The 20258-nt window shown below is 61.6% G+C and carries 18 protein-coding genes and 1 pseudogene; 16 read left to right on the forward strand and 3 right to left on the reverse strand.

All coding sequences use genetic code 11. From position 1 onward, the window contains the following. Positions 1-187: pseudogene (locus HU770_RS27045) on the forward strand (hypothetical protein); the annotation flags it as partial. Positions 188-515: 328 nt separating this feature from the next. Here HU770_RS27045 and HU770_RS10930 read toward each other — a convergent pair. Together HU770_RS10930 and HU770_RS10935 are read right to left on the reverse strand one after the other, a co-directional pair. Beyond that, positions 516-1736, reverse strand: coding sequence for a CaiB/BaiF CoA-transferase family protein (locus HU770_RS10930; protein WP_186663667.1), 1221 nt, complete (start codon positions 1734-1736; stop codon positions 516-518). 14 nt (positions 1737-1750) lie between these two features. Beyond that, positions 1751-2932 (reverse strand): acyl-CoA dehydrogenase, encoded by a 1182-nt coding sequence (locus tag HU770_RS10935; protein WP_047583850.1) that lies wholly within the window; start codon positions 2930-2932, stop codon positions 1751-1753. Positions 2933-3095: 163 nt separating this feature from the next. On the opposite strand from HU770_RS10935, the gene HU770_RS10940 reads away from it, so the two are divergent. From HU770_RS10940 to HU770_RS10985, 10 genes are all read left to right on the forward strand, one after another. Then, a complete protein-coding gene (locus HU770_RS10940; RefSeq protein WP_033702564.1) occupies positions 3096-3995 on the forward strand; it encodes a LysR family transcriptional regulator in 900 nt (299 codons plus the stop codon). Between the two features lie 436 nt (positions 3996-4431). Next, positions 4432-5553: a Re/Si-specific NAD(P)(+) transhydrogenase subunit alpha gene (locus HU770_RS10945; RefSeq protein ID WP_186661716.1), complete on the forward strand. Its 1122-nt coding sequence runs from the start codon at positions 4432-4434 to the stop codon at positions 5551-5553. An 11-nt stretch (positions 5554-5564) separates the two neighbouring features. Then, a complete protein-coding gene (locus HU770_RS10950; RefSeq protein WP_033702562.1) occupies positions 5565-5879 on the forward strand; it encodes an NAD(P) transhydrogenase subunit alpha in 315 nt (104 codons plus the stop codon). 2 nt (positions 5880-5881) lie between these two features. Beyond that, complete coding sequence (locus HU770_RS10955) at positions 5882-7318, forward strand: NAD(P)(+) transhydrogenase (Re/Si-specific) subunit beta (RefSeq protein ID WP_186661708.1); 1437 nt, start codon at positions 5882-5884, stop codon at positions 7316-7318. Positions 7319-7506: 188 nt separating this feature from the next. Next, positions 7507-9000 carry an acetyl-CoA hydrolase/transferase family protein gene (locus HU770_RS10960; RefSeq protein WP_033702560.1) on the forward strand — a complete coding sequence of 498 codons (1494 nt, stop codon included), beginning with the start codon at positions 7507-7509 and terminating at the stop codon, positions 8998-9000. A 319-nt stretch (positions 9001-9319) separates the two neighbouring features. Further along, positions 9320-9535 carry a DUF1127 domain-containing protein gene (locus tag HU770_RS10965; protein ID WP_186661706.1) on the forward strand — a complete coding sequence of 72 codons (216 nt, stop codon included), beginning with the start codon at positions 9320-9322 and terminating at the stop codon, positions 9533-9535. 292 nt (positions 9536-9827) lie between these two features. Then, positions 9828-10145: a DUF2388 domain-containing protein gene (locus HU770_RS10970; RefSeq protein WP_033702558.1), complete on the forward strand. Its 318-nt coding sequence runs from the start codon at positions 9828-9830 to the stop codon at positions 10143-10145. Between the two features lie 85 nt (positions 10146-10230). Further along, a complete protein-coding gene (locus HU770_RS10975) occupies positions 10231-10536 on the forward strand; it encodes a DUF2388 domain-containing protein (RefSeq protein WP_186663668.1) in 306 nt (101 codons plus the stop codon). Between the two features lie 36 nt (positions 10537-10572). Continuing rightward, positions 10573-10893 carry a DUF2388 domain-containing protein gene (locus HU770_RS10980; RefSeq protein ID WP_027591949.1) on the forward strand — a complete coding sequence of 107 codons (321 nt, stop codon included), beginning with the start codon at positions 10573-10575 and terminating at the stop codon, positions 10891-10893. Continuing rightward, a complete protein-coding gene (locus HU770_RS10985; RefSeq protein WP_186661702.1) occupies positions 10890-12845 on the forward strand; it encodes a DUF4105 domain-containing protein in 1956 nt (651 codons plus the stop codon). Before HU770_RS10980 ends, HU770_RS10985 begins: the two co-directional genes overlap by 4 nt. Before the next feature lie 101 nt (positions 12846-12946). On the opposite strand, the gene HU770_RS10990 is transcribed toward HU770_RS10985, so the two are convergent. Continuing rightward, positions 12947-13348, reverse strand: a complete 402-nt coding sequence (locus HU770_RS10990) for a GFA family protein (RefSeq protein WP_033702555.1) — start codon at positions 13346-13348, stop codon at positions 12947-12949. A gap of 267 nt (positions 13349-13615) precedes the next feature. Between HU770_RS10990 and HU770_RS10995 the strand changes: the two genes are divergently transcribed. From HU770_RS10995 to HU770_RS11015, 5 genes are all read left to right on the forward strand, one after another. After that, on the forward strand, positions 13616-14923 hold the full coding sequence (locus HU770_RS10995) for a CitMHS family transporter (protein WP_186655266.1): 1308 nt from the start codon (positions 13616-13618) through the stop codon (positions 14921-14923). 72 nt (positions 14924-14995) lie between these two features. Then, positions 14996-15775 (forward strand): TerC family protein, encoded by a 780-nt coding sequence (locus tag HU770_RS11000; protein ID WP_186655270.1) that lies wholly within the window; start codon positions 14996-14998, stop codon positions 15773-15775. A 232-nt stretch (positions 15776-16007) separates the two neighbouring features. Further along, on the forward strand, positions 16008-17666 hold the full coding sequence (locus tag HU770_RS11005) for a Na/Pi cotransporter family protein (RefSeq protein WP_186663669.1): 1659 nt from the start codon (positions 16008-16010) through the stop codon (positions 17664-17666). A 30-nt stretch (positions 17667-17696) separates the two neighbouring features. Then, complete coding sequence (locus tag HU770_RS11010) at positions 17697-19103, forward strand: pitrilysin family protein (protein ID WP_186663670.1); 1407 nt, start codon at positions 17697-17699, stop codon at positions 19101-19103. 93 nt (positions 19104-19196) lie between these two features. Beyond that, positions 19197-20219 (forward strand): DUF5924 family protein, encoded by a 1023-nt coding sequence (locus HU770_RS11015; protein WP_186655278.1) that lies wholly within the window; start codon positions 19197-19199, stop codon positions 20217-20219. The last annotated feature ends 39 nt before the right edge of the window (positions 20220-20258 follow it).

Genomic DNA, 20258 nt, shown 5'->3' on the forward strand with positions numbered 1-20258 from the left:
TGACTATGTGATTTCTCGCATGGTCACTTGTGATGCTGATAATCTTTGTGACTATCAGTCCGTACTCACAAGCACCCACACGAATTGCTTGATTCAATTTGTTAAAGAGCGATGGTTAAGAGCTTTTCGTCTCAACCGAGGCGCGCATTCTACGCTTTCCTCATTTGCTGTCAAGCGTTTATTTTGAAGTTTTTTGCGAGAAACTCGTTTAGCTTCAAACACTTGACTCGCTGCGATCTCTCGTAGCGGGAGGCGAATCATACAGCGTTTAGAAGCGCTGTCAACCACCATCTTAACCGCTGACGATCTTTCGATCGGAGCACTTCAAACTTCGTCTTGACTATTTAACTCGTTGAATCTCAAGGAGTTTTTCGTTCCGACTACGCTGGAAGTGGGGCGCATTATAAGGGGATTCGAAACCGCGTCAACCCTTAATTCCAATAAACTTTGATATCGCCGAAAAGCAAAGCGGGGAGGCCTTCGGCCTCCCCGCTATTTCCTTGCTTTATATAGCCTTAAAGCACCCCGGCACTGCGCAAGCGGTGTACCGCCTCAGCATCCAGCCCCAATACATCACTCAATACCGCCCCGGTATGCTCACCCAGCAGCGGTGGCGCCCGTCGGTACTCCACCGGTGTCTCCGACAGCCGAATCGGGCTGGCCACCTGCGGCACGCTCCCCGCCAGCGGGTGCGCGATACTCACCGCCAAGCCACGCGCCACTACCTGCGGGTCCTGGAACATTTGCGCCAGGTCATTGATAGGCCCGCAGGGCACACCAGCCGTCTCCAGCTGGCTCACCCATTCTGCAGTGGTCTTGAATACCGTTGCCTGACGAATCAACGGAATCAGCTCACCACGATTGGCAACCCGCAGCTTGTTGGTAGCGAAGCGCGGGTCATCCGCCCATTGCGGCTGCCCCGCCACCTCGGCGAACTTGCGAAACTGACTGTCGTTACCCACGGTAAGAATGAAATCGCCATCGGCCGTGGGGAAGTCCTGGTAGGGCACGATGTTGGGATGCGCATTGCCCAGGCGCCGGGGCGGGTTGCCCGTAGTCAGGTAGTTCATGGCCTGGTTGGCCAGGCATGCCACCTGCACATCGAGCAATGCCATGTCGACATGCTGACCGATGCCGGTTTGATCCCGATGGGCGAGGGCGGCCAGGATAGCCACCGTCGAATACAGCCCAGTGAGGATGTCAGTCAGCGCCACGCCAACTTTCACCGGCCCCGCGCCTTCCTCGCCCTCAGGCCGCCCGGTCAGGCTCATCAGCCCGCCCAGCCCCTGGATCATGAAGTCATAGCCTGCGCGCTTGGCATAAGGCCCCGTCTGACCGAAGCCAGTAATGGAGCAATAGATAAGCTTCGGGTTGAGTGCCTTCAGGCTTCGGTAATCCAGCCCGTAGGCCGCCAGGCCACCTACCTTGAAGTTCTCGATGACGATATCCGACTTGGCCGCTAGCTCACGCACCAGGCGCTGGCCTTCAGGCTGAGTGAAGTCGATCGTCACCGAACGCTTGTTGCGGTTGGCCGAAAGGTAATAAGCCGCCTCGCTGGTGTTCTCACCCTGGGCGTCCCGGAGAAAGGGCGGGCCCCACGAACGGGTATCATCGCCACTGCCCGGGCGCTCGACCTTGATCACGTCAGCACCAAGGTCAGCCAGGATCTGGCCAGACCAGGGGCCGGCCAACACGCGCGAAAGGTCCAGCACCCGCAGATGTGATAGCGCGCCCATGGGCTGGCTCCTTATTAATAGAAGGCCTGGATGCCGGTCTGTGCACGCCCCAGGATCAGCGCATGCACGTCATGGGTACCCTCATAGGTGTTGACCACCTCGAGGTTGACCAGGTGGCGGGCCACACCGAACTCGTCGGAAATGCCATTACCCCCGAGCATGTCGCGCGCCATGCGGGCGATATCCAGAGCCTTACCGCACGAGTTGCGCTTCATGATCGAAGTGATCTCGACAGCCGCCGTGCCTTCATCCTTCATACGCCCCAGGCGCAGGCAGCCCTGCAGTGCCAGGGTGATTTCGGTCTGCATGTCGGCGAGCTTTTTCTGGATCAACTGGTTGGCTGCAAGCGGGCGGCCGAACTGCTGACGGTCCAGGGTGTATTGACGCGCGGTATGCCAGCAGGCCTCGGCGGCGCCCAATGCCCCCCAGGAAATGCCATAGCGCGCCGAGTTCAAGCAGGTGAACGGGCCCTTGAGGCCACGCACGTCCGGGAAGATGTTCTCTTCAGGCACGAATACGTTGTCCATCACGATTTCGCCGGTGATCGAGGCGCGCAGGCCGACCTTGCCATGGATCGCCGGGGCACTGAGGCCTTCCCAGCCCTTTTCCAGCACGAAGCCGCGGATGTCGCCCGCGTCATCCTTGCCCCAGACCACGAACACATCGGCGATCGGGCTGTTGGTAATCCACATCTTGCTGCCGGTCAGGCGGTAGCCACCGTCGACCTTCCGGGCACGGGTGATCATCGAACCCGGGTCGGAGCCATGGTTAGGCTCGGTCAGGCCAAAGCAGCCGATCCATTCACCACTGGCCAGTTTGGGGAGGTACTTCTGCTTCTGCGCCTCGGTGCCAAATTCGTTGATCGGCACCATCACCAGGGAAGACTGCACGCTCATCATGGAGCGATAGCCCGAGTCGATGCGCTCTACCTCGCGTGCAATCAACCCGTAGCACACATAATTCAGGCCGCTGCCGCCGTACTGCTCGGGAATGGTCGCACCCAGCAAACCGATTTCGCCCATTTCGCGGAAGATTGCTGGGTCGGTCCGCTCATGGCGGAAGGCCTCGAGCACGCGCGGCGCCAGCTTGTCCTGGGCAAACTGATAAGCGCTGTCACGCACCATGCGCTCTTCTTCAGTGAGCTGCTGATCCAGCAACAGCGGATCGATCCAGTGGAAGCTTGCTTTACCGGCCATGAGCGAAATCCTCGATATAGAGAGAGCAAATTCTTGTGCCCTTGAGCCTAGGCCTGATCGGCTGCCGGGACAAACGAGGATTGCGCACGGATTAGTGATAATTTATCACTCCGTAAATCGGCAAAACGCCACATTGACAGCCTTACAAGTGAGGTTGACGTACATGCGCCGCAAGATCCCCAGTACCGCCGCCTTGGTCTGCTTCGAGGCGGCGGCGCGTAACGAGAGCTTTACCAAGGCTGCGCAAGAGCTTGCGCTGACCCAGGGCGCCGTTTGTCGGCAGATCGGTGGCCTGGAGGCCTTCCTTAATGTCGAACTGTTTCGTCGCTCACGGCGTGGGGTAAAGCTGACCGAGGCGGGCCTGTCTTATAGTCGCCAGGTCGCCGCGCAGCTGGATGCCGTTGAGCGCGACACCCTGTCGGTGATGCGCCAGCAAGGCGCCAACGTGATCGAACTGGCCGTGGTGCCGACCTTTGGCACCCAATGGCTGCTGCCCAGGCTCAAGGACTTCCAGCAGGGCCACCCGGACGTCACCGTCAACCTGACCAACCGCACCCGCCCGTTCCTATTCGCCGACACCGCCTTTGATGCCGCCATCTATTTCGGTGATGCCGACTGGTCAGGCACCCAGTCGCACCGGCTGATGGGCGAGAACCCTGTACCCGTGTGCAGCCCGGCCATGCTGGACGGGCAGGGCATGCTCGACGCCCGGCGCATTGCGCAACTGCCCTTGCTGCAGCAGACAACACGCCCGTATGCCTGGCGACAGTGGTTCGCCAGCCTGGGCATGAACGTGGAGCGCGACATGACAGGCCCACGCTATGAACTATTCTCCATGCTCGCGCAGGCGGCGATGCACGACATGGGCGTCGCGCTGATCCCACCCTTCCTGATCCAGCGTGAGTTGCAGGAGGGTAGGTTGGTGGTCGCTAACAGGCATGCCCTGAGCAGCGACAAGGCCTACTATCTGATGATTCCCGAGCGCAAGGTTGAGTCCGCTTCGCTGCGCGCCTTCCGCGACTGGCTGGTAGCACAAGCCAAGCAATACACGGCATCAACGTAGGAATACGGGGCAACCTGACCCCGTAGTCAATTATTTTAAACACCTACAGATATATGTATTTGTCGCATATACGTAAACTGTTATGCAAGCCTGATAATTCCCTTTAACCCTGCTGACTACGCGGCTTTCAGGGCGAAATTGCGACACTCAGCAAGTCGTAAGCGAATTACGGCCATTTTTTTTGATTTTTTCTCCTAATCTCCCAATAGCCCATGTTTGACGGGCTGCGACGGTAGGCTTGCGACATACGGTCACAGGGTGACTTGTAGTTTTAACTTCGTTTCGCTCCATAACCGGTTGTAGGCCCCCGGGTTCATCTGCAAAATGCCTGGCCCGCCTAGGACTCGGCGGGTTGACGCTCAACGACCGCACCAGCGCACCACCCGAAGTACGCTGGCTTCCACAAAGACAAAAGGTCACCGCAGGAGATAAAGTCGTGCACATTGGTGTTCCTCTCGAGACGCAGACGGGTGAGACAAGGGTCGCCGCGACCCCTGAAACCATCAAAAAACTGGTTGCTCAAGGCCATCAGGTCACCGTCCAACGGGGGGCAGGGCTAAACGCCAGCATTCCGGACAGTGCCTATGAGGCCGTGGGCGCCTCCCTGGGAAGCGCCGCCGACGCCTATGGCGCGCAACTCGTACTGAAAGTGGTCGCGCCCAATGATCAGGAGCTCGCGCTGATCAGCAGTGGCAGCCTGCTGGTGGGGATGCTCAACCCGTTCAACGGCGAACTGATCGGCAAGATGGCCGACCGCGGCATCACTGCCTTCGCCCTGGAAGCAGCGCCACGTACCTCACGTGCGCAAAGCCTCGACGTGCTGTCGTCGCAGGCCAACATCGCCGGTTACAAGGCAGTGCTGCTGGCCGCTCACTACTACCCGCGCTTCATGCCCATGCTGATGACCGCTGCCGGCACCGTTAAGGCTGCCCGCGTGCTGATTCTGGGCGCCGGCGTTGCAGGGCTGCAGGCCATTGCCACGGCCAAGCGCATGGGCGCCGTGATCGAGGCCTCGGATGTGCGCCCCGCCGTCAAGGAGCAGATCGAGTCGCTGGGCGCCAAGTTCATCGATGTGCCTTACGAAACCGACGAGGAGCGTGAGTGCGCCGAAGGCGTGGGTGGCTATGCGCGGCCGATGCCGGCCAGCTGGATGCAGCGCCAGGCCCAGGCCGTACACGAGCGCGCCAAGCAGGCCGATATCGTCATCACCACGGCACTGATCCCGGGCCGCAAGGCGCCGACCCTGCTCAGCGCTGAAACCGTCGCGCAAATGAAGCCGGGCTCGGTGGTCATCGACCTGGCGGCAGCCCAAGGCGGCAACTGCCCGCTGACCATTGCCGACCAGGTGGTGCTGGAAAACGGCGTGACCATCGTTGGCCCCACCAACCTGCCAGCCCAGGTGGGGGCCGATGCGTCGGCGCTGTACGCACGCAACCTGCTGGACTTCATGAAGCTGTTGTTCGACAAGGACAACGCGCTGGTCATCAACCTCGAAGACGATATCGTCGCGGCCTGCCTCATGTGCCGCGACGGGCAAGTCGTCCGCAAGAACGGCTAAGGAGCACGACAATGGAAGACATGCTGATTTCCCATGGCATCTACAACCTGATCATCTTCGTGCTGGCCATCTATGTGGGCTACCACGTCGTGTGGAACGTTACCCCGGCACTGCACACGCCGCTGATGGCGGTCACCAACGCCATCTCCGCCATCGTCATCGTCGGCGCCATGCTGGCCGCCGCGCTGACCGTGACACCGGCCGGCAAGGTGATGGGCACGCTCGCCGTGGCCTTGGCCGCGGTCAACGTATTCGGTGGCTTCCTGGTCACCCGTCGCATGCTTGAGATGTTCAAGAAGAAAGCCAAGAACGAGGCGAAGAAGTAAGCATGAGCATGAATCTGGTAACGCTTCTCTACCTGGTCGCCTCGATCTGCTTCATCCAGGCGCTCAAGGGCCTTTCGCACCCGACCACGTCACGCCGCGGCAACCTGTTCGGCATGATCGGCATGGGCTTGGCCATCGTCACCACCGTTGGCCTCATCTATAAGCTGGGCGCAGAGCTTGCCACCGCCGGCATCGGCTATGTGATCGTCGGCCTGCTGGTCGGCGGCACCGCTGGCTCGGTCATGGCCAAGCGTGTCGAGATGACCAAGATGCCGGAGCTGGTCGCCTTCATGCACAGCATGATCGGCCTGGCTGCGGTATTCATCGCCATTGCCGCCGTGCTTGAGCCCCAGTCGATGGGCATCGTCGCCGCCATCAGCGACCCGATCCCCACCGGCAACCGCCTGGAGCTGTTCCTCGGTGCAGCCATTGGTGCCATCACCTTCTCGGGTTCGGTCATCGCCTTCGGCAAGCTGTCGGGCAAGTACAAGTTCCGCCTGTTCCAGGGCGCACCGGTACAGTTCGCCGGCCAGCACAAGCTGAACCTGATCCTTGGCCTGACCACCATCGCCCTTGGCCTGCTGTTTACCTTCACCGGCCATTACAGTGCCTTCACCCTGATGCTGGCCCTGGCCTTCATCATGGGCGTACTGATCATTATCCCGATCGGTGGCGCGGACATGCCGGTGGTGGTGTCGATGCTCAACAGCTATTCGGGCTGGGCCGCTGCGGGTATCGGCTTCTCGCTGAACAACTCGATGCTGATCATTGCAGGCTCACTGGTCGGCTCCAGCGGTGCGATCCTCTCGTACATCATGTGCAAGGCGATGAACCGTTCGTTCTTCAACGTCATCCTCGGCGGCTTCGGTGGCGCGACGGATGTTGCAGGCCCAGCGGGCGCCCAGGAAGCTCGCCCGGTAAAATCCGGCTCGGCCGACGACGCCACCTTCCTGCTCAGCAATGCCGACACGGTGATCATCGTGCCTGGCTACGGCCTGGCGGTTGCCCGTGCCCAGCACGCGCTGAAAGAACTGACCGAGAAGCTGACCCACAACGGCGTGACTGTGAAGTACGCGATCCACCCGGTGGCAGGCCGTATGCCAGGGCACATGAACGTGCTGCTGGCCGAAGCCGAAGTGCCTTACGACCAGGTGTTCGAGATGGACGACATCAACGCCGAGTTCGGCCAGGCCGATGTGGTACTGGTGCTGGGCGCCAACGACGTGGTCAACCCGGCAGCGAAGAACGACCCCAAATCGCCGATTGCCGGCATGCCGATCCTTGAGGCGTTCAAGGCCAAGACCATCATCGTCAACAAGCGCTCCATGGCCAGTGGCTATGCAGGCCTGGACAACGAACTGTTCTACCTGGACAAGACCATGATGGTATTCGGTGATGCCAAGAAGGTAATCGAGGATATGGTCAAAGCAGTGGAATAACCCCACCGCGGTAAACCGTGCGCTATATAAGAAGCCCCGCCGAGAAATCTGCGGGGCTTTTTGCATTTGCCTGATCCAGATCAACGGCTCTACTTCCGGGCTTCTCATACGACCATGGTCGTGGGACGGCAACCGGCGAAATCTCTAGACTGCGCTCCAGTAGCTTCAGTAGCCTGAGATAACAATCCATGTACCGTGATCGTATCCGCTTGTCCTCCCTGCACAGCAAGGTAATGAGTGCGGCTGATGCCGCTGGTCTGATCGAGGACGGCATGACTGTCGGCATGAGCGGTTTCACCCGCGCCGGCGAAGCCAAAGCCGTACCCCATGCCCTGGCCGAACGTGCCAAGCAGTCGCCACTGAAAATCAGCTTGATGACCGGCGCCAGCCTGGGCAATGACCTGGACAAGCAGCTGACCGAGGCCGGCGTGCTGGCCCGCCGCATGCCCTTCCAGGTCGACAGCACCCTGCGCAAGGCCATCAACGATGGCCAGGTGATGTTCATCGACCAGCACCTTTCGGAAACCGTCGAACAACTGCGCAACCAGCAGCTCAAGCTGCCGGACATCGCGGTTATCGAAGCAGTGGCCATTACCGAGCAAGGCCACATCGTGCCGACCACCTCGGTGGGCAACTCGGCCAGCTTCGCGATCTTCGCCAAGCAAGTGATCGTCGAGATCAACCTGTCGCACAACGCCAACCTCGAAGGCCTGCACGACATCTATATCCCGACCTACCGCCCGACCCGCACACCGATCCCGTTGGTCAAGGTCGATGATCGCATCGGCAGCATGGCCATCCCGATCGACCCGGCCAAAATTGTCGGTATCGTCATCAGCGACCAGCCGGACTCGCCGTCCACCGTGTTGCCGCCTGACCACGAGACCCAAGGCATCGCCGACCACCTGATCAACTTCCTCAAGAAGGAAGTCGACGCCGGCCGCATGACCAACAAGCTCGGCCCGCTGCAGGCCGGTATCGGCAGCATCGCCAACGCGGTGATGTGCGGTTTGATCGATTCGCCGTTCGAAGACCTGACCATGTACTCCGAAGTACTGCAGGACTCGACCTTCGACCTGATCGACGCTGGCAAGCTGAGCTTCGCCTCGGGCAGCTCGATTACCTTGTCGTCCCGCCGCAACGCGGATGTGTTCGGCAACCTGGAGCGTTACAAGGACAAGCTGGTGCTGCGTCCGCAAGAGATCTCCAACCACCCCGAGGTGGTACGTCGCCTAGGCATCATCGGTATCAACACCGCACTGGAGTTCGATATCTACGGCAACGTCAACTCCACCCACGTCTGCGGCACGCGGATGATGAACGGCATCGGCGGTTCTGGAGATTTCGCCCGTAACGCCCACCTGGCTGTGTTCGTCACCAAGTCGATTGCCAAGGGTGGTGCGATTTCCAGCGTGGTGCCGATGGTCAGCCACGTTGACCACACCGAGCACGATGTCGACATCCTGGTCACCGAGCAGGGCCTGGCAGACTTGCGCGGCCTGGCGCCACGCGAGCGCGCCCGGGCGATCATCGACAACTGTGTGCACCCGGATTACCGCGCAGCGCTTAACGATTACTTCGAGCGTGCGTGCCAACGTGGTGGCCATACCCCGCACATTCTGCGCGAGGCGCTGAGCTGGCACGAAAACCTGGAAGAAACTGGGCGCATGCTCGCCAGTTGATCGGTTGGGAGGGGGCTGCTGCACAGCAGCCCTTTCGCGACTCAAGGTCGCCCCACCAGTAGCCTTAATAAACTGTACTACTGTACTGGTCATCACGCTTCAATCCCGCCTTCACAAACCTCTCTCTACTCATTAACGCACCATAAAAGTGCAGACCAGTACAGTTGCGCCTATTTCGAGTGCAACAGTAGGGTTACACAGTTAACTGAACCATCGTAATGCAACAGAACTGTATCTACTGTTATGGACAAGAGAGGAGGATCATTGGCATCAGTTAAATCACTACCTAATCCCGCCATAAGCGGAAGGATGAAACATCATGGAACGTACACTCAGTTCCGGTCTGGTTTTTGAAAGCAACGCCCAGCAATCCAGCGCTTCGATGCCTCTGCGCGCTCTGTCCACCCTGCTGCTGTGGCAGCGTCGCATGGCCAGCCGCCGTCAACTGGCTCGCCTGGACTCCCGCCTGCTGGCTGACGCCGGTATCAGCGAGTCGCAGCGTTACGAAGAGCTGAGCAAGCCTTTCTGGCGCTAAGCTCCGGCTTGCCGGCTGCGGCCGGCACCGCGAATTCCAAACCCGTTGCAGGTGACTGCAACGGGTTTTTTGTGTCTGGCCCCGTGCTAGAGCACTTGGCAGTACAACAGGTACAGTTTATTTAAAATCATAAACACACCAGCACAGTTTGTGAGCACGCCGTTCATTAACATCCAGAAACACCGGCGCGTGATACGCTTGGCTTAACAGTCTGGTAGAACCAGATGTTGAAAAAGTACCGAGGCGCGCAGTGCGAGCGTCCGATTAGCAGAATCCCCAGGAGTCCACGATCATGTCCCGTAAACATCTGATTGGCGCCGCCCTGATGCTGAGCCTGGCGGGCACCGCCAGCGCCACCAGCTTCGTCGTCACCACCGACGCAGTCGTGGGCGCTGTAGCCGCCTCGACTGACGCCACTTCCGACGTGTCTTCGTCGTTCCGCGACGACAAGATCGTCCAGGCCGCCCGTGACGACGCCGCCAGCTTCGTCGGCAGCCAAGGCGCTATTCGCGGCGCCAAGCTGGAAAGCGCCTTCCTGCACATTCGTGGGCAAATGCCGACCCTGCAGGCCAGCGACGCACAGTTGGCACAGGCCATCCTGGCGCTCTGACCTGCAACTGAGCCGTGCGGCTCGCGGGGTTCGCCCGCACAGCCGCACGCGCCTTCACGCCCACGTTTCAAGCCTTTAGAAGCCCATGCGTTATCTTTTGCCGTTGTTGTTCGCCGCCGTTGGCGTGCCCCTGAGCATGGCAAGTGCCCATGCCATGGACACCACCACACAAAGCCTGGTCATCACCGGCTATGTCACCAGCCAAGTCACCACCGCGCCGTTTGACCGCAAGCTGGTCAGCCAGGCCCGTGACGATGCAGCAGCATTCGTCGCCAGCGATGGCATGATTCGCGGTGCGCGCCTGGAAGCGGCTCTCGATTCACTGCGCCACCACTGTGCACGGCAGGCTGTCGGCGACCTGGAACTGGCGCAGGCAATTCTCGTCCAATGACTACACCTGACTCCCTGTATTTTTCGGAGATGCTCCATGCGTAAACCGCTGATCGCCGCTACCCTCGGCATGCTGCTGCTGGCCGACCTGGCCCAGGCACAGACTCTGGTGGCCACCAGCAATATCATCGTGCGCGCCTTCGGCCGCTCGATCGATTTCACCTCAGACACCACAACATCGATCCGTGACTCCAAAGTCGTGCGTGAAGCGCACGACGATGCTGCCAGCTTCGTCGCCAGCAACGGTGACATCCGTGGCGCCCAACTGGAGGCTGCCTTCAACACCCTGCGCGAGCGCCTGCCTGAAGCGCGTGGCGCCAGCGACCAGGTACTGGCCGAAGCCATCCTGGCACTGTGAACCAGGTGCGTGCCTGGCTGCTCGGCGGCGCCCTGACGCTGCTCGGCACGCCCGCCCTGGCCGACCTGCAGCTGGTGCTGCAGGCTTCCGGCCTCGACCCTCAACAAACTCAAGCCAGCCAAGCACTGCTCGACGAAGCGCTGAGCAAGCTGCCGCCGCGCTTCAAACAGCAACTGGACCGGCGTGTGCTGGTCAGTTGGAGCGCGCGCATGCCTGCCGACGCGTATGGCCAGGCATCGCTGGTTTCCACCCTGGCACTCAACAGCCGCCTGTTGCCAGGGCTGGCTGATGGCAGCGCCGCCCACGAACGTACCGACCGCCCGCATGGCACCGTGCGGGAGGAGTTGTTGGCCACTGTGCTGCATGAGCTGACCCACATTTACGACCGCGCACGGCTATGGCCCGCTACCGAGCGCTCGCTGATCGCCCGCTGCAAGCGCCAGCAGGGCACCGTGGGCAAAGTCGGCCTGCCAGAGGCGTGCCGCGGCCAGGCCGAGCGGCGCTTCACCTTGAGCGATGACCCACGCCTGCTCGACCTTGCCGGCTGGCAGCAGTATGTCGGCCGCCGTGGCGAACGCGAGCAGCACAACGGCCAGTTCGTGCGCAGCCCCGACAGCTATGAGCTGAGCAGCCCCAAGGAATTCATCGCGGTCAACATGGAGTACTTCCTCCTCGACCCGAGCTATGCCTGCCGGCGCCCAGCCTTGAACCAGTACCTGCGCGACCACTTCGGCTGGGCCCCCGAGCAACAAGCCTGTGCCAAAGGCCTGCCGTTCCTCAATGCCGGCAGCGACTTCGCCCGCCAGCCGCTGGGCGAGATCGACCCCGAGCGCGTCTATGAAGTCGACTACCTGCTGGCCGAGGCCAATCAGAACTGGGTCAGCCGCTGGGGCCACAGCATGCTGCGCCTGGTCATCTGCAAGCCTGGCCGGCCGCGCGGCCCGGATTGCCGCCTGGACCTCGACCAGCACCTGGTGCTGTCGTACCGCGCCTTCGTCAACGATGTGCAGCTGTCCAGTTGGGACGGCCTGGTCGGCGCTTACCCGTCGCGGTTGTTCGTGCTGCCGTTGGGCCAGGTGATCGACGAATACACCAAGACCGAGCTGCGTAGCCTGGCCTCGATCCCGCTCAGGCTCGACCGCCAGGAAGTCGAGAACCTGGTGCGCCAGGCCGCAGAAATGCACTGGAGCTACGACGGCAATTACTACTTCCTGTCCAACAACTGCGCGGTCGAGTCGCTGAAACTGCTACGCAGCGGCACGGCTAACCCACGCCTGAACGACCTGGACAGCATCATGCCCAACGGCTTGCTGGAGGTGCTCAAAGGGCGGGGCATTGCCGATACCCGTGTGCTCGATGACCCACGCGAAGCGCTGCGCCTGGGTTACCGCTTCGACTCCTACCGCGACCGCTACCAGGCCATGTTCGACGTGCTGAAAAAGCAGCTGCCGATCAAGCAGGACAAGGTCGAGGACTGGCTGGCCCTGGATGCCGAGCAGCGCCGCAGCTGGTTCGCCCAGGCCGACCTGCGCACCAGCGCCGCCTTGCTGCTGCTGGAACAGGCCAGCTTGCGGCGCCAGCTGTTGCTGGCCCAGGACGAGGTCAAGCAGCGCTACCTGAACGCTGCTGCACTGAAGGATGGCAGCATCGACAAGGCCAACCAGACGCTGCAGCAGATGCTCGCCAACAGCGGTTTTCTCAGCCGCCCGGCAGAACTGCTGGATGCCAAAGGCTACGGCCTGCCGCAGCCTGATGAGCGCAAGCACCTGGAGCAGGTCAGCAGCGAGCGGCAGGCCCAGTTGCTGCGGCTGAGCACTGACCTGGACAAAGAGGTGAGGGCGCTGCTGGACCCGTCGCGGGCCAAGGAAATTGCCGCGATAGAGGCCAACGTGAAGCAAGTGGGCGAGCATTTGCGGGCATTGCACAAGGCCGCAGGTGGGCTGCAGTTGTAGGAGCGGCCTTGCCGGGGCGCCGGACCGGTCGGAACACAAAAAAACTGACAGTCCCAAATCCCGGGGCCGCTGCGCAGCCCTTTCGCGACGCAAGGCCGCTCCTACAAGCTTTCCTCAGCCTCGCCCGGCAAGTCCTCGTCCAGGTGCAACCAGGGCAGCCGGCTACCAATCCAGATATGCCGGTTGGCCCGCACCCGTTCCGGGTGGTCCAGCGTCGCCACCGTCACATCGATGCTGTGCGGGCTGTGCGCAGTAACCAGCGCCACATGCGCCCCGCAATGCCCACAGAAGTACCGGCTGCAACTGGCCGGTGCCACGTAGCAGTTCGGCTCGCCCGCCAACCATTGAAAACCCGAGCGGGGCAGAGTCAGCCAGGTCACCACCAAACCACCACTGACCCGCCGACAAATCGTGCAATGGCAGTGGGCAACATCCGTCAGCGCGCCCTCCAACCGATAACGCAAGGCGCCACAATGGCAGCCACCCTCGGTCACATCCTGCATCACCTACCTCCTGTCGCCTTTGTCTCAGCGAAAGCTGGCTGAAAGCTTGCCCTCATAGGATAGCGCCCACTACCGGCACAAGACCGGTCAGCCAGGGCATCCGGAATTTTCCGCGCCCGGCCCAATCAACAACAACAATGGTGATTCTGATGTATTCCTGTGCCCGCCTTCTCGTAGTGCCCCTTCGCAAGCTCCCTGCGCAGCGCCCGACGCGCTGATCCGCCAGAATCGACTGTCCTTTCGCCGCGCCACGCCTGGAGTATTGCCATGCTGACCTTCCTCGGCTTTGCCATGGTCATCACCTTCATGTACCTGATCATGACCAAGCGCCTGTCGGCCTTGATCGCGCTGATCCTGGTACCGATCCTGTTCGCCCTGTTCGGTGGTTTTTCCGCCAAAATCGGCCCGATGATGCTCGACGGCATCAGCAAGCTCGCGCCCACCGGCGTGATGTTGATGTTCGCCATTCTCTATTTCGCCCTGATGATCGACTCTGGCCTGTTCGACCCGGCCGTGCGCAAGATCCTCAAGCTGGTCAAAGGTGACCCGCTGAAAGTCTCGGTGGGCACCGCCGTGCTGGCCCTGGTGGTCTCGCTCGACGGTGACGGCGCCACCACCTACATGATCTGCTGCGCCGCCATGTTGCCGATGTACAGCCGCTTGGGCATGAGCCCGCGGATCATGGCCGGGCTGATCATTCTCGCCGGCGGCGTGATGAACATGACCCCGTGGGGTGGCCCGACCGCCCGCGCCGCCAGTGCCCTGCACGTGGACCCATCGGACATTTTCGTGCCGATGATCCCGGCGATGCTGTTCGGCGTGCTGGCGATCCTGGCCATTGCCTATATGTACGGCAAACGCGAGCGTGCTCGTCTGGGTGAACTGCACCTGCCGACCGACGACATCGACCACAGCGAAATCACCGTTTCGCAGTACCCGGATGCGCGTCGCCCCAAGCTCCTGTACTTCAACGGCGCCCTGACCGCAGCCCTGATGGTTGCCCTGATCGCAGGCGTACTGCCACTGCCGGTGCTGTTCATGATCGCCTTCAGCATCGCCATGATCGTCAACTACCCCTGCCTGCAACAGCAGAAAGATCGCATTGCCGCCCATGCCGGCAGCGTGCTGGCCGTCACCGGGCTGATCTTCGCCGCAGGTATCTTCACCGGCATCCTGTCGGGCACCGGCATGGTCGATGCCATGTCCAAGAGCCTGCTGGCGGTCATCCCCGATGCAATGGGCCCGTACCTGGCGGTGATCACCGCGATCGTGAGCATGCCGTTCACCTTCTTCATGTCCAATGACGCCTTCTACTACGGCGTGTTGCCGGTGCTTGCCGAAGCGGCCAGCCACTATGGCATCAGCCCGGTCGAGATGGCCCGTGCGTCGATCGTCGGCCAGCCGGTACACCTGCTCAGCCCCCTGGTACCCTCCACCTACCTGCTGGTGGCCCTGGCCGGCATCGAATTCGGCGACCACCAGCGCTTCACCTTGAAGTGGGCAGTTCTGGTGTGCCTGTGCATAATGCTCGCCGCATTGCTGATGGGCATTTTCCCGCTGTTCAGTAGTCTTTAATAAACACGTATTACACTACCGCGACGCGCCCCTTGTCCGGGCGCGTCGCCTTTATCGCTCGAAGGAATACACATGGAATGGCTGACCAGCCCGGAAATCTGGGTTGCCTTTTTCACCCTCACCGCGCTTGAGATCGTGCTCGGGATCGACAACATCATCATGATTTCGATCCTGGTCAGCCGCATGCCCAAGCACATGCAGCCACGTACCCGGATCTTCGGCCTGGCCCTGGCCATGGTCACGCGCATCCTCTTGCTGCTGTCGATCACCTGGGTCATGCGCCTGACTGCCGACCTGTTCGAGGTCTTCGGCCATGGCATCTCCGGGCGCGACCTGATCCTGTTCTTCGGTGGCCTGTTCCTGCTGTGGAAGAGCTCGCAGGAGATCTACCACGGCCTGGAAGGTGAAGACGAAAGCAGCGACGAGCCCAAAGGCGCGGGCGGCAAGTTCTTCTACACCATCATCCAGATCGCCATCATCGACATCGTGTTCTCGCTGGACTCGGTGATCACCGCAGTGGGCATGGTGTCCCATGTGCCGGTGATGATCGCCGCCATCGTCGTCGCCGTGCTGGTGATGATGCTGTGCGCCGGTGCCATCAGCAACTTCATCGACAAGCACCCTTCGCTGAAGATGCTCGCGCTGTCGTTCCTGATCGTGGTCGGTACGGTACTGATCGCCGAATCGTTCGACGTGCATGTGCCAAAAGGCTACGTCTACTTCGCCATGGCGTTCTCGCTGGCGGTGGAAGCGATCAACATCCGTATGCGCACTGCCTCATCACGCAAGGATGGCAAGGATGGCAAAGAGCATGATCCGGTGAAACTGCGCAAGGACATTCCGGGTCAATAAACCCAGGAAGCGCGTTGCAGAAAAGGGCCCTTCGGGGCCCTTTTTCGTTTATGCGGCCACAGTAATACAGGGCAATGATTGATGCGCGGTGTGTTTCAAATGAGTGACAGCCATGCGAAGCTGGCAACAACTGCACAAAACAACTAAAGCTTTGAGTGGGCACTGAAATTTCTCAAGCGCCCACGCTCCACTTCTTGGCCCGCATGGGCCATCGGCAACAGGGGGCTTCGCCATGCTGACCCTGCTCAACCTGCTCTCGGCCGTGACGCTATTGGTCTGGGGTACACATATCGTGCGTACTGGCATTCTGCGGGTATTCGGGTCCGACCTGCGCCGCATCATCAGCCAGAACATGAACAAGCGCCCCCTGGCGTTCATCGCCGGGATCCTCGTCACCGCCATGGTGCAGAGCAGCAACGCCACCGCCATGCTGGTCACATCCTTCGTCGGCCAGGGCCTGATGGCCATGACGCCAGCCCTGGCGATCATGCTCGGCGCCGATGTCGGCACCGCGCTCATGGCCAGGGTGCTGACCTTCGACCTGTCGTGGCTGTCACCGCTGCTGATTTTTCTAGGGGTGATCTTCTTCCTTTCCCGCAAGCAGACCCGGGTCGGCCAATTGGGCCGGGTAGGGATCGGGCTTGGCTTGATCATCCTGGCCCTGGAGCTGATCGTGCAGGCCGCTGCACCCATCACCCATGCCCAGGGGGTGAAAGTGCTGTTCGCCTCGCTGACCGGCGACATCTTGCTCGATGCCCTGGTCGGCGCGCTGTTTGCCATGATTTCCTATTCCAGCCTGGCGGCCGTGCTGCTCACCGCGACGCTGGCCGGCGCCGAACTGATCAGCCTGCCGGTGGCCATCGGCCTGGTGGTCGGTGCCAACATCGGTAGCGGCTTGCTGGCGTTCATCAGCACCAGCATGCAGAACGCCGCCGGGCGGCGTGTGGCCCTGGGCAGCTTGCTGTACAAGCTGATCGGCCTGGTGCTGATCATTCCGGTGCTGCACCCACTGGTGACGTGGATGGACACACTGAGCTTCAGCCCTCAGGAGCTAGTGATCGGCTTCCACCTGCTCTACAACACCTTGCGCTGCCTGATCATGCTGCCCACCGTCAAACCTATGGGCCGGCTGTGCAACAGCTTGCTGCCCGAACGCGAAAACGGCAACGGCCAAGTGCGCCCTCGCCACCTCGATGCCTCGGCGCTCGACACCCCCAGCCTGGCACTGGCCAATGCCGCCCGCGAGACCCTGCGCCTGGGCGATATTGTCGACAACCTGCTCGAAGCCATGCTGGGCGCCCTGCGCGGCACCCAGACAGCCCTGCCACAGCAGGTGCGCGCCTTGGCCGAGGACGCCGAGGCCTTGTACAGCGCCATCAAACTGTACCTGGCGCAAATGACGCGGGAGGACCTCAGCGAGCGCGACAACCGGCGCTGGGCCGAAATCATCGAACTGGCGATCAACCTCAAGCTGGCCTGCGACCTGGTCGAGCGCATGCTGCGCAAGGTCCAGCAGCAGAAAACCAGCCAACGCCGGGCGTTTTCCCAGGTCGGCCTGGAGGAACTGACCGGCCTGCAAGAACAGCTGTTGTCGAACCTGCGCCTCGGCCTGTCGGTGTTTCTCAGCGCAGACCCCGAGAGCGCACAGCTGCTGCTGCGTGAAAAACGCCGTTTCCGTGCGCAGGAAAGGCGCCTTGCCCACGCGCATGTCAGCCGCCTGCAACGCAAGGTGGTGCAAAGTATCGAGACCAGTTCGCTACACTTGGAGCTGATTGCCGACATGAAGCGGTTGAACTCTTTGTTCTGCAGCAGTGCCTATGTGGTACTAGGCGGTTCGGACACCGGCGGGCTGATGCTCGACACTGTGCCGGACGAAGCCCGCTTGCCGTGATTTCGCCTACCAGGAGAGCCAAGCTCGCCCATGCGTTGCCTGATGTTCGTTTGCCTGCTGATCTGCAGCCTGCCCACCCTGGCCCTCGACCGCTCGCGGGTAGAGGGGTACCTGTTGCCCAACGGTCTGCAGGTCATCCTCAAGGACGGCTATGAACGTGACCACGTGGCCATCCGCCTGGTGGTCGGGGTTGGCCTGGATGACTTCGACTGTGAGCAGAAGGAGCTGCCACACCTGCTCGAGCACCTGCTGTTCAGCGGTATCGACGAAACCGGCGAGGGCGGACTGGAAGAGCGCCTGCAAGCCTTGGGTGGCGAGTGGAACGCCTATACCAGCAGCGCCGACACCACGTTCGTGATCGAGGCACCTGCGCGTAACCAGCGTAAAGTGCTCGACCTGCTGCTGGCGGTGATCCGCGACACCCCTATCGACGCCAAGGCCCTGGCCACGGCGAAAAGGATCATCGAGCGCGAGGACGGCGGCCACTATGGTCACCTGCAACGCTGGTTGGACCGCCAGGACATCGGCCACCCTGCCAGTGACCAACTGGCGACCGAACTGGGCCTCAAGTGTGCCGAGCGCTCGAACATCGACGACATGACCCTGGAGCAGGTGCAGGCCTTGCGCGACCGCTGGTACGCGGCCAACAACATGACCCTGATCATGGTCGGCGGCCTCGACCGCCTGCTGCCGGCGTACCTGGAGCGCACCTTTGGCGAGCTGCCTGCCACCGAGCCGGAAGAGCGCCGCAACCTCGAAAGCATCAGCCAGCAGGCCGAGCAACGCCGCGACCTGACTCGCGGCTGGCTGGGCGACAGCGTCAAGCTGCACTGGCTGTTCATCGAGCCGGTGCTGGACAACGACCATCAGCCGACCCTCGACCTGCTGTCACGCTACCTGGATTGGGCGCTATACGACCAGCTGCGCCTGCGCAAGGGCTTGTCCTACGGGCCGTCGGTACAGCGCGAGAGCTTCGGTGACAGCGGCATGCTCAGCCTCAACGCCGACCTGGAACGCGACGACGTCGACCAGGCGGTCAAGGTGATGCAGGGGTTGTTCGACCACCTGCGCAAGGAAGGCCTCGACCCGGATACCTTCGCCCGCATCAAGGGCGCCAGCATGGCCCGGGAAAGCTGGAGCACCCAGGGCAACAGCGCCTTGGCCGACTACTACTGGGGGGCGTTGAACGACTACAACGACGGGCGCTTTGCCAACCCGGTGCGAAAGTTGCGGCAGGTCAGCCTGGCGCAGGCCAACGAAGCGTTGCAGGCACTGCTCAAGGACCAGGGCTACCTGCGCATCGAGAAGCCCCTGCTGGGTTATGACGAGCTGTACGGGTTACTCGCCTTGCTGCTGGGGCTGATCCTGGCGGCCGGGTTGCTGCGTTGGCGCCGGCATACCCCGCAACCACCGAGCGGTGCTACACGCAAAGCGTGATTCGGCGGTATCCTTTAGCCAGTACCGGCCTCTTCACGGGGTTGCCCGAAAAGAGGCCGGCACAGCCACCCTATCTCTCCCTGTTGTAGACCCATGCCCCCAATTCCCCGCATCGTCCAGCGCGTCATCGAACTGCTTAAACGCTACCCCGGCATCATCGCGCTCGGAGGCTTCCTCTCCGGCATCGGCAGCTTCATCCTGGTCGACCGCCAGGCCGGCCTGGCCAGCTGGGTGGCGATCCTGATGCTGGTCAGCTGGGTCTGGCTGATGCTGGAAAACACCCTCACCGGCCTGTTCGCCCGCACCTTCAACCGTGAGATCCCGCAACCGTTGCTGCGCTACGCGACGCAGATGATCCACCAGGAAACACTGTTCTTCGTCCTGCCGTTCTTCTTCATCACCACCACCTGGAACAGCGGCCAACTGGTATTCACCGGCCTGCTCGCCGCCGCCGGGCTGATCTCGATCGTCGACCCGCTGTACTACAAGTGGTTGGCGCCGCGGCGCTGGCTGTTCCTCGCGCTGCACACGCTGACCTTGTTCGCGGCGCTGCTCACCGCGCTGCCGATCATTCTTCACCTGACCACCGCGCAAAGCTTCAAGCTGGCGTTGATCATTGCCATGGCCCTGTCGTTCCCGAGCCTGGCCAGCAGCTTCCCGGTCAATACCTGGCGGCGCGGCGTGGCGCTGGTTCTGGTGACCCTGTCGGTGGGCGGCGGGGGGTGGTTGCTGCGCTCGTGGGTACCACCGGCGACGTTGTGGATGACCGAAGTGGCCGTCAGCACCGAAGTGCTCAATCGCCAGCCCGGCGAGTCACTGGACGAGATTGCCGCCAGCCGCATCAAGACCAGCGGGCTGTATGCGTACACCTCGGTCAACGCCCCCCGGGGCCTGAACGAGCGCATTTACCACGTGTGGCAAAAAGACGGCAAGGAAGTAGACCGGATTGCGCTGGATATTCATGGCGGGCGCAAGGAAGGCTACCGGGCCTGGACCCACAAGCAGAACTTCCCGCCTAACCCGGTCGGTAAATGGCAGGTGAGGGTACTGACCGAGGACGGCCAGGTGATCGGGGTGCTGCGGTTCAAAGTGGTCGACGATGCGCCGAGCCCATAGCTTCCTGGTTTGAGCACACAATCAATAAACCGCCCCATG

This window comes from Pseudomonas sp. SWRI68, from assembly GCF_014269165.1.
Lineage (GTDB): Bacteria > Pseudomonadota > Gammaproteobacteria > Pseudomonadales > Pseudomonadaceae > Aquipseudomonas > Aquipseudomonas capeferrum.

Bases quoted from the DNA above. Each gene is read 5' to 3' on its own strand.
- HU770_RS10990 (WP_033702555.1), bottom strand. From the start codon at position 13,348: ATGCAGGATGTGACCGAGGGTGGCTGCCATTGTGGCGCCTTGCGTTAT.
- HU770_RS11010 (WP_186663670.1), top strand. From the start codon at position 17,697: ATGCGTTGCCTGATGTTCGTTTGCCTGCTGATCTGCAGCCTGCCCACC.
- HU770_RS10950 (WP_033702562.1), top strand. From the start codon at position 5,565: ATGGAAGACATGCTGATTTCCCATGGCATCTACAACCTGATCATCTTC.
- HU770_RS10980 (WP_027591949.1), top strand. From the start codon at position 10,573: ATGCGTAAACCGCTGATCGCCGCTACCCTCGGCATGCTGCTGCTGGCC.
- HU770_RS10930 (WP_186663667.1), bottom strand. From the start codon at position 1,736: ATGGGCGCGCTATCACATCTGCGGGTGCTGGACCTTTCGCGCGTGTTG.
- HU770_RS10940 (WP_033702564.1), top strand. From the start codon at position 3,096: ATGCGCCGCAAGATCCCCAGTACCGCCGCCTTGGTCTGCTTCGAGGCG.
- HU770_RS11015 (WP_186655278.1), top strand. From the start codon at position 19,197: ATGCCCCCAATTCCCCGCATCGTCCAGCGCGTCATCGAACTGCTTAAA.
- HU770_RS10960 (WP_033702560.1), top strand. From the start codon at position 7,507: ATGTACCGTGATCGTATCCGCTTGTCCTCCCTGCACAGCAAGGTAATG.
- HU770_RS10955 (WP_186661708.1), top strand. From the start codon at position 5,882: ATGAGCATGAATCTGGTAACGCTTCTCTACCTGGTCGCCTCGATCTGC.
- HU770_RS10970 (WP_033702558.1), top strand. From the start codon at position 9,828: ATGTCCCGTAAACATCTGATTGGCGCCGCCCTGATGCTGAGCCTGGCG.
- HU770_RS11000 (WP_186655270.1), top strand. From the start codon at position 14,996: ATGGAATGGCTGACCAGCCCGGAAATCTGGGTTGCCTTTTTCACCCTC.
- HU770_RS10995 (WP_186655266.1), top strand. From the start codon at position 13,616: ATGCTGACCTTCCTCGGCTTTGCCATGGTCATCACCTTCATGTACCTG.
- HU770_RS10965 (WP_186661706.1), top strand. From the start codon at position 9,320: ATGGAACGTACACTCAGTTCCGGTCTGGTTTTTGAAAGCAACGCCCAG.
- HU770_RS10975 (WP_186663668.1), top strand. From the start codon at position 10,231: ATGCGTTATCTTTTGCCGTTGTTGTTCGCCGCCGTTGGCGTGCCCCTG.
- HU770_RS10935 (WP_047583850.1), bottom strand. From the start codon at position 2,932: ATGGCCGGTAAAGCAAGCTTCCACTGGATCGATCCGCTGTTGCTGGAT.
- HU770_RS11005 (WP_186663669.1), top strand. From the start codon at position 16,008: ATGCTGACCCTGCTCAACCTGCTCTCGGCCGTGACGCTATTGGTCTGG.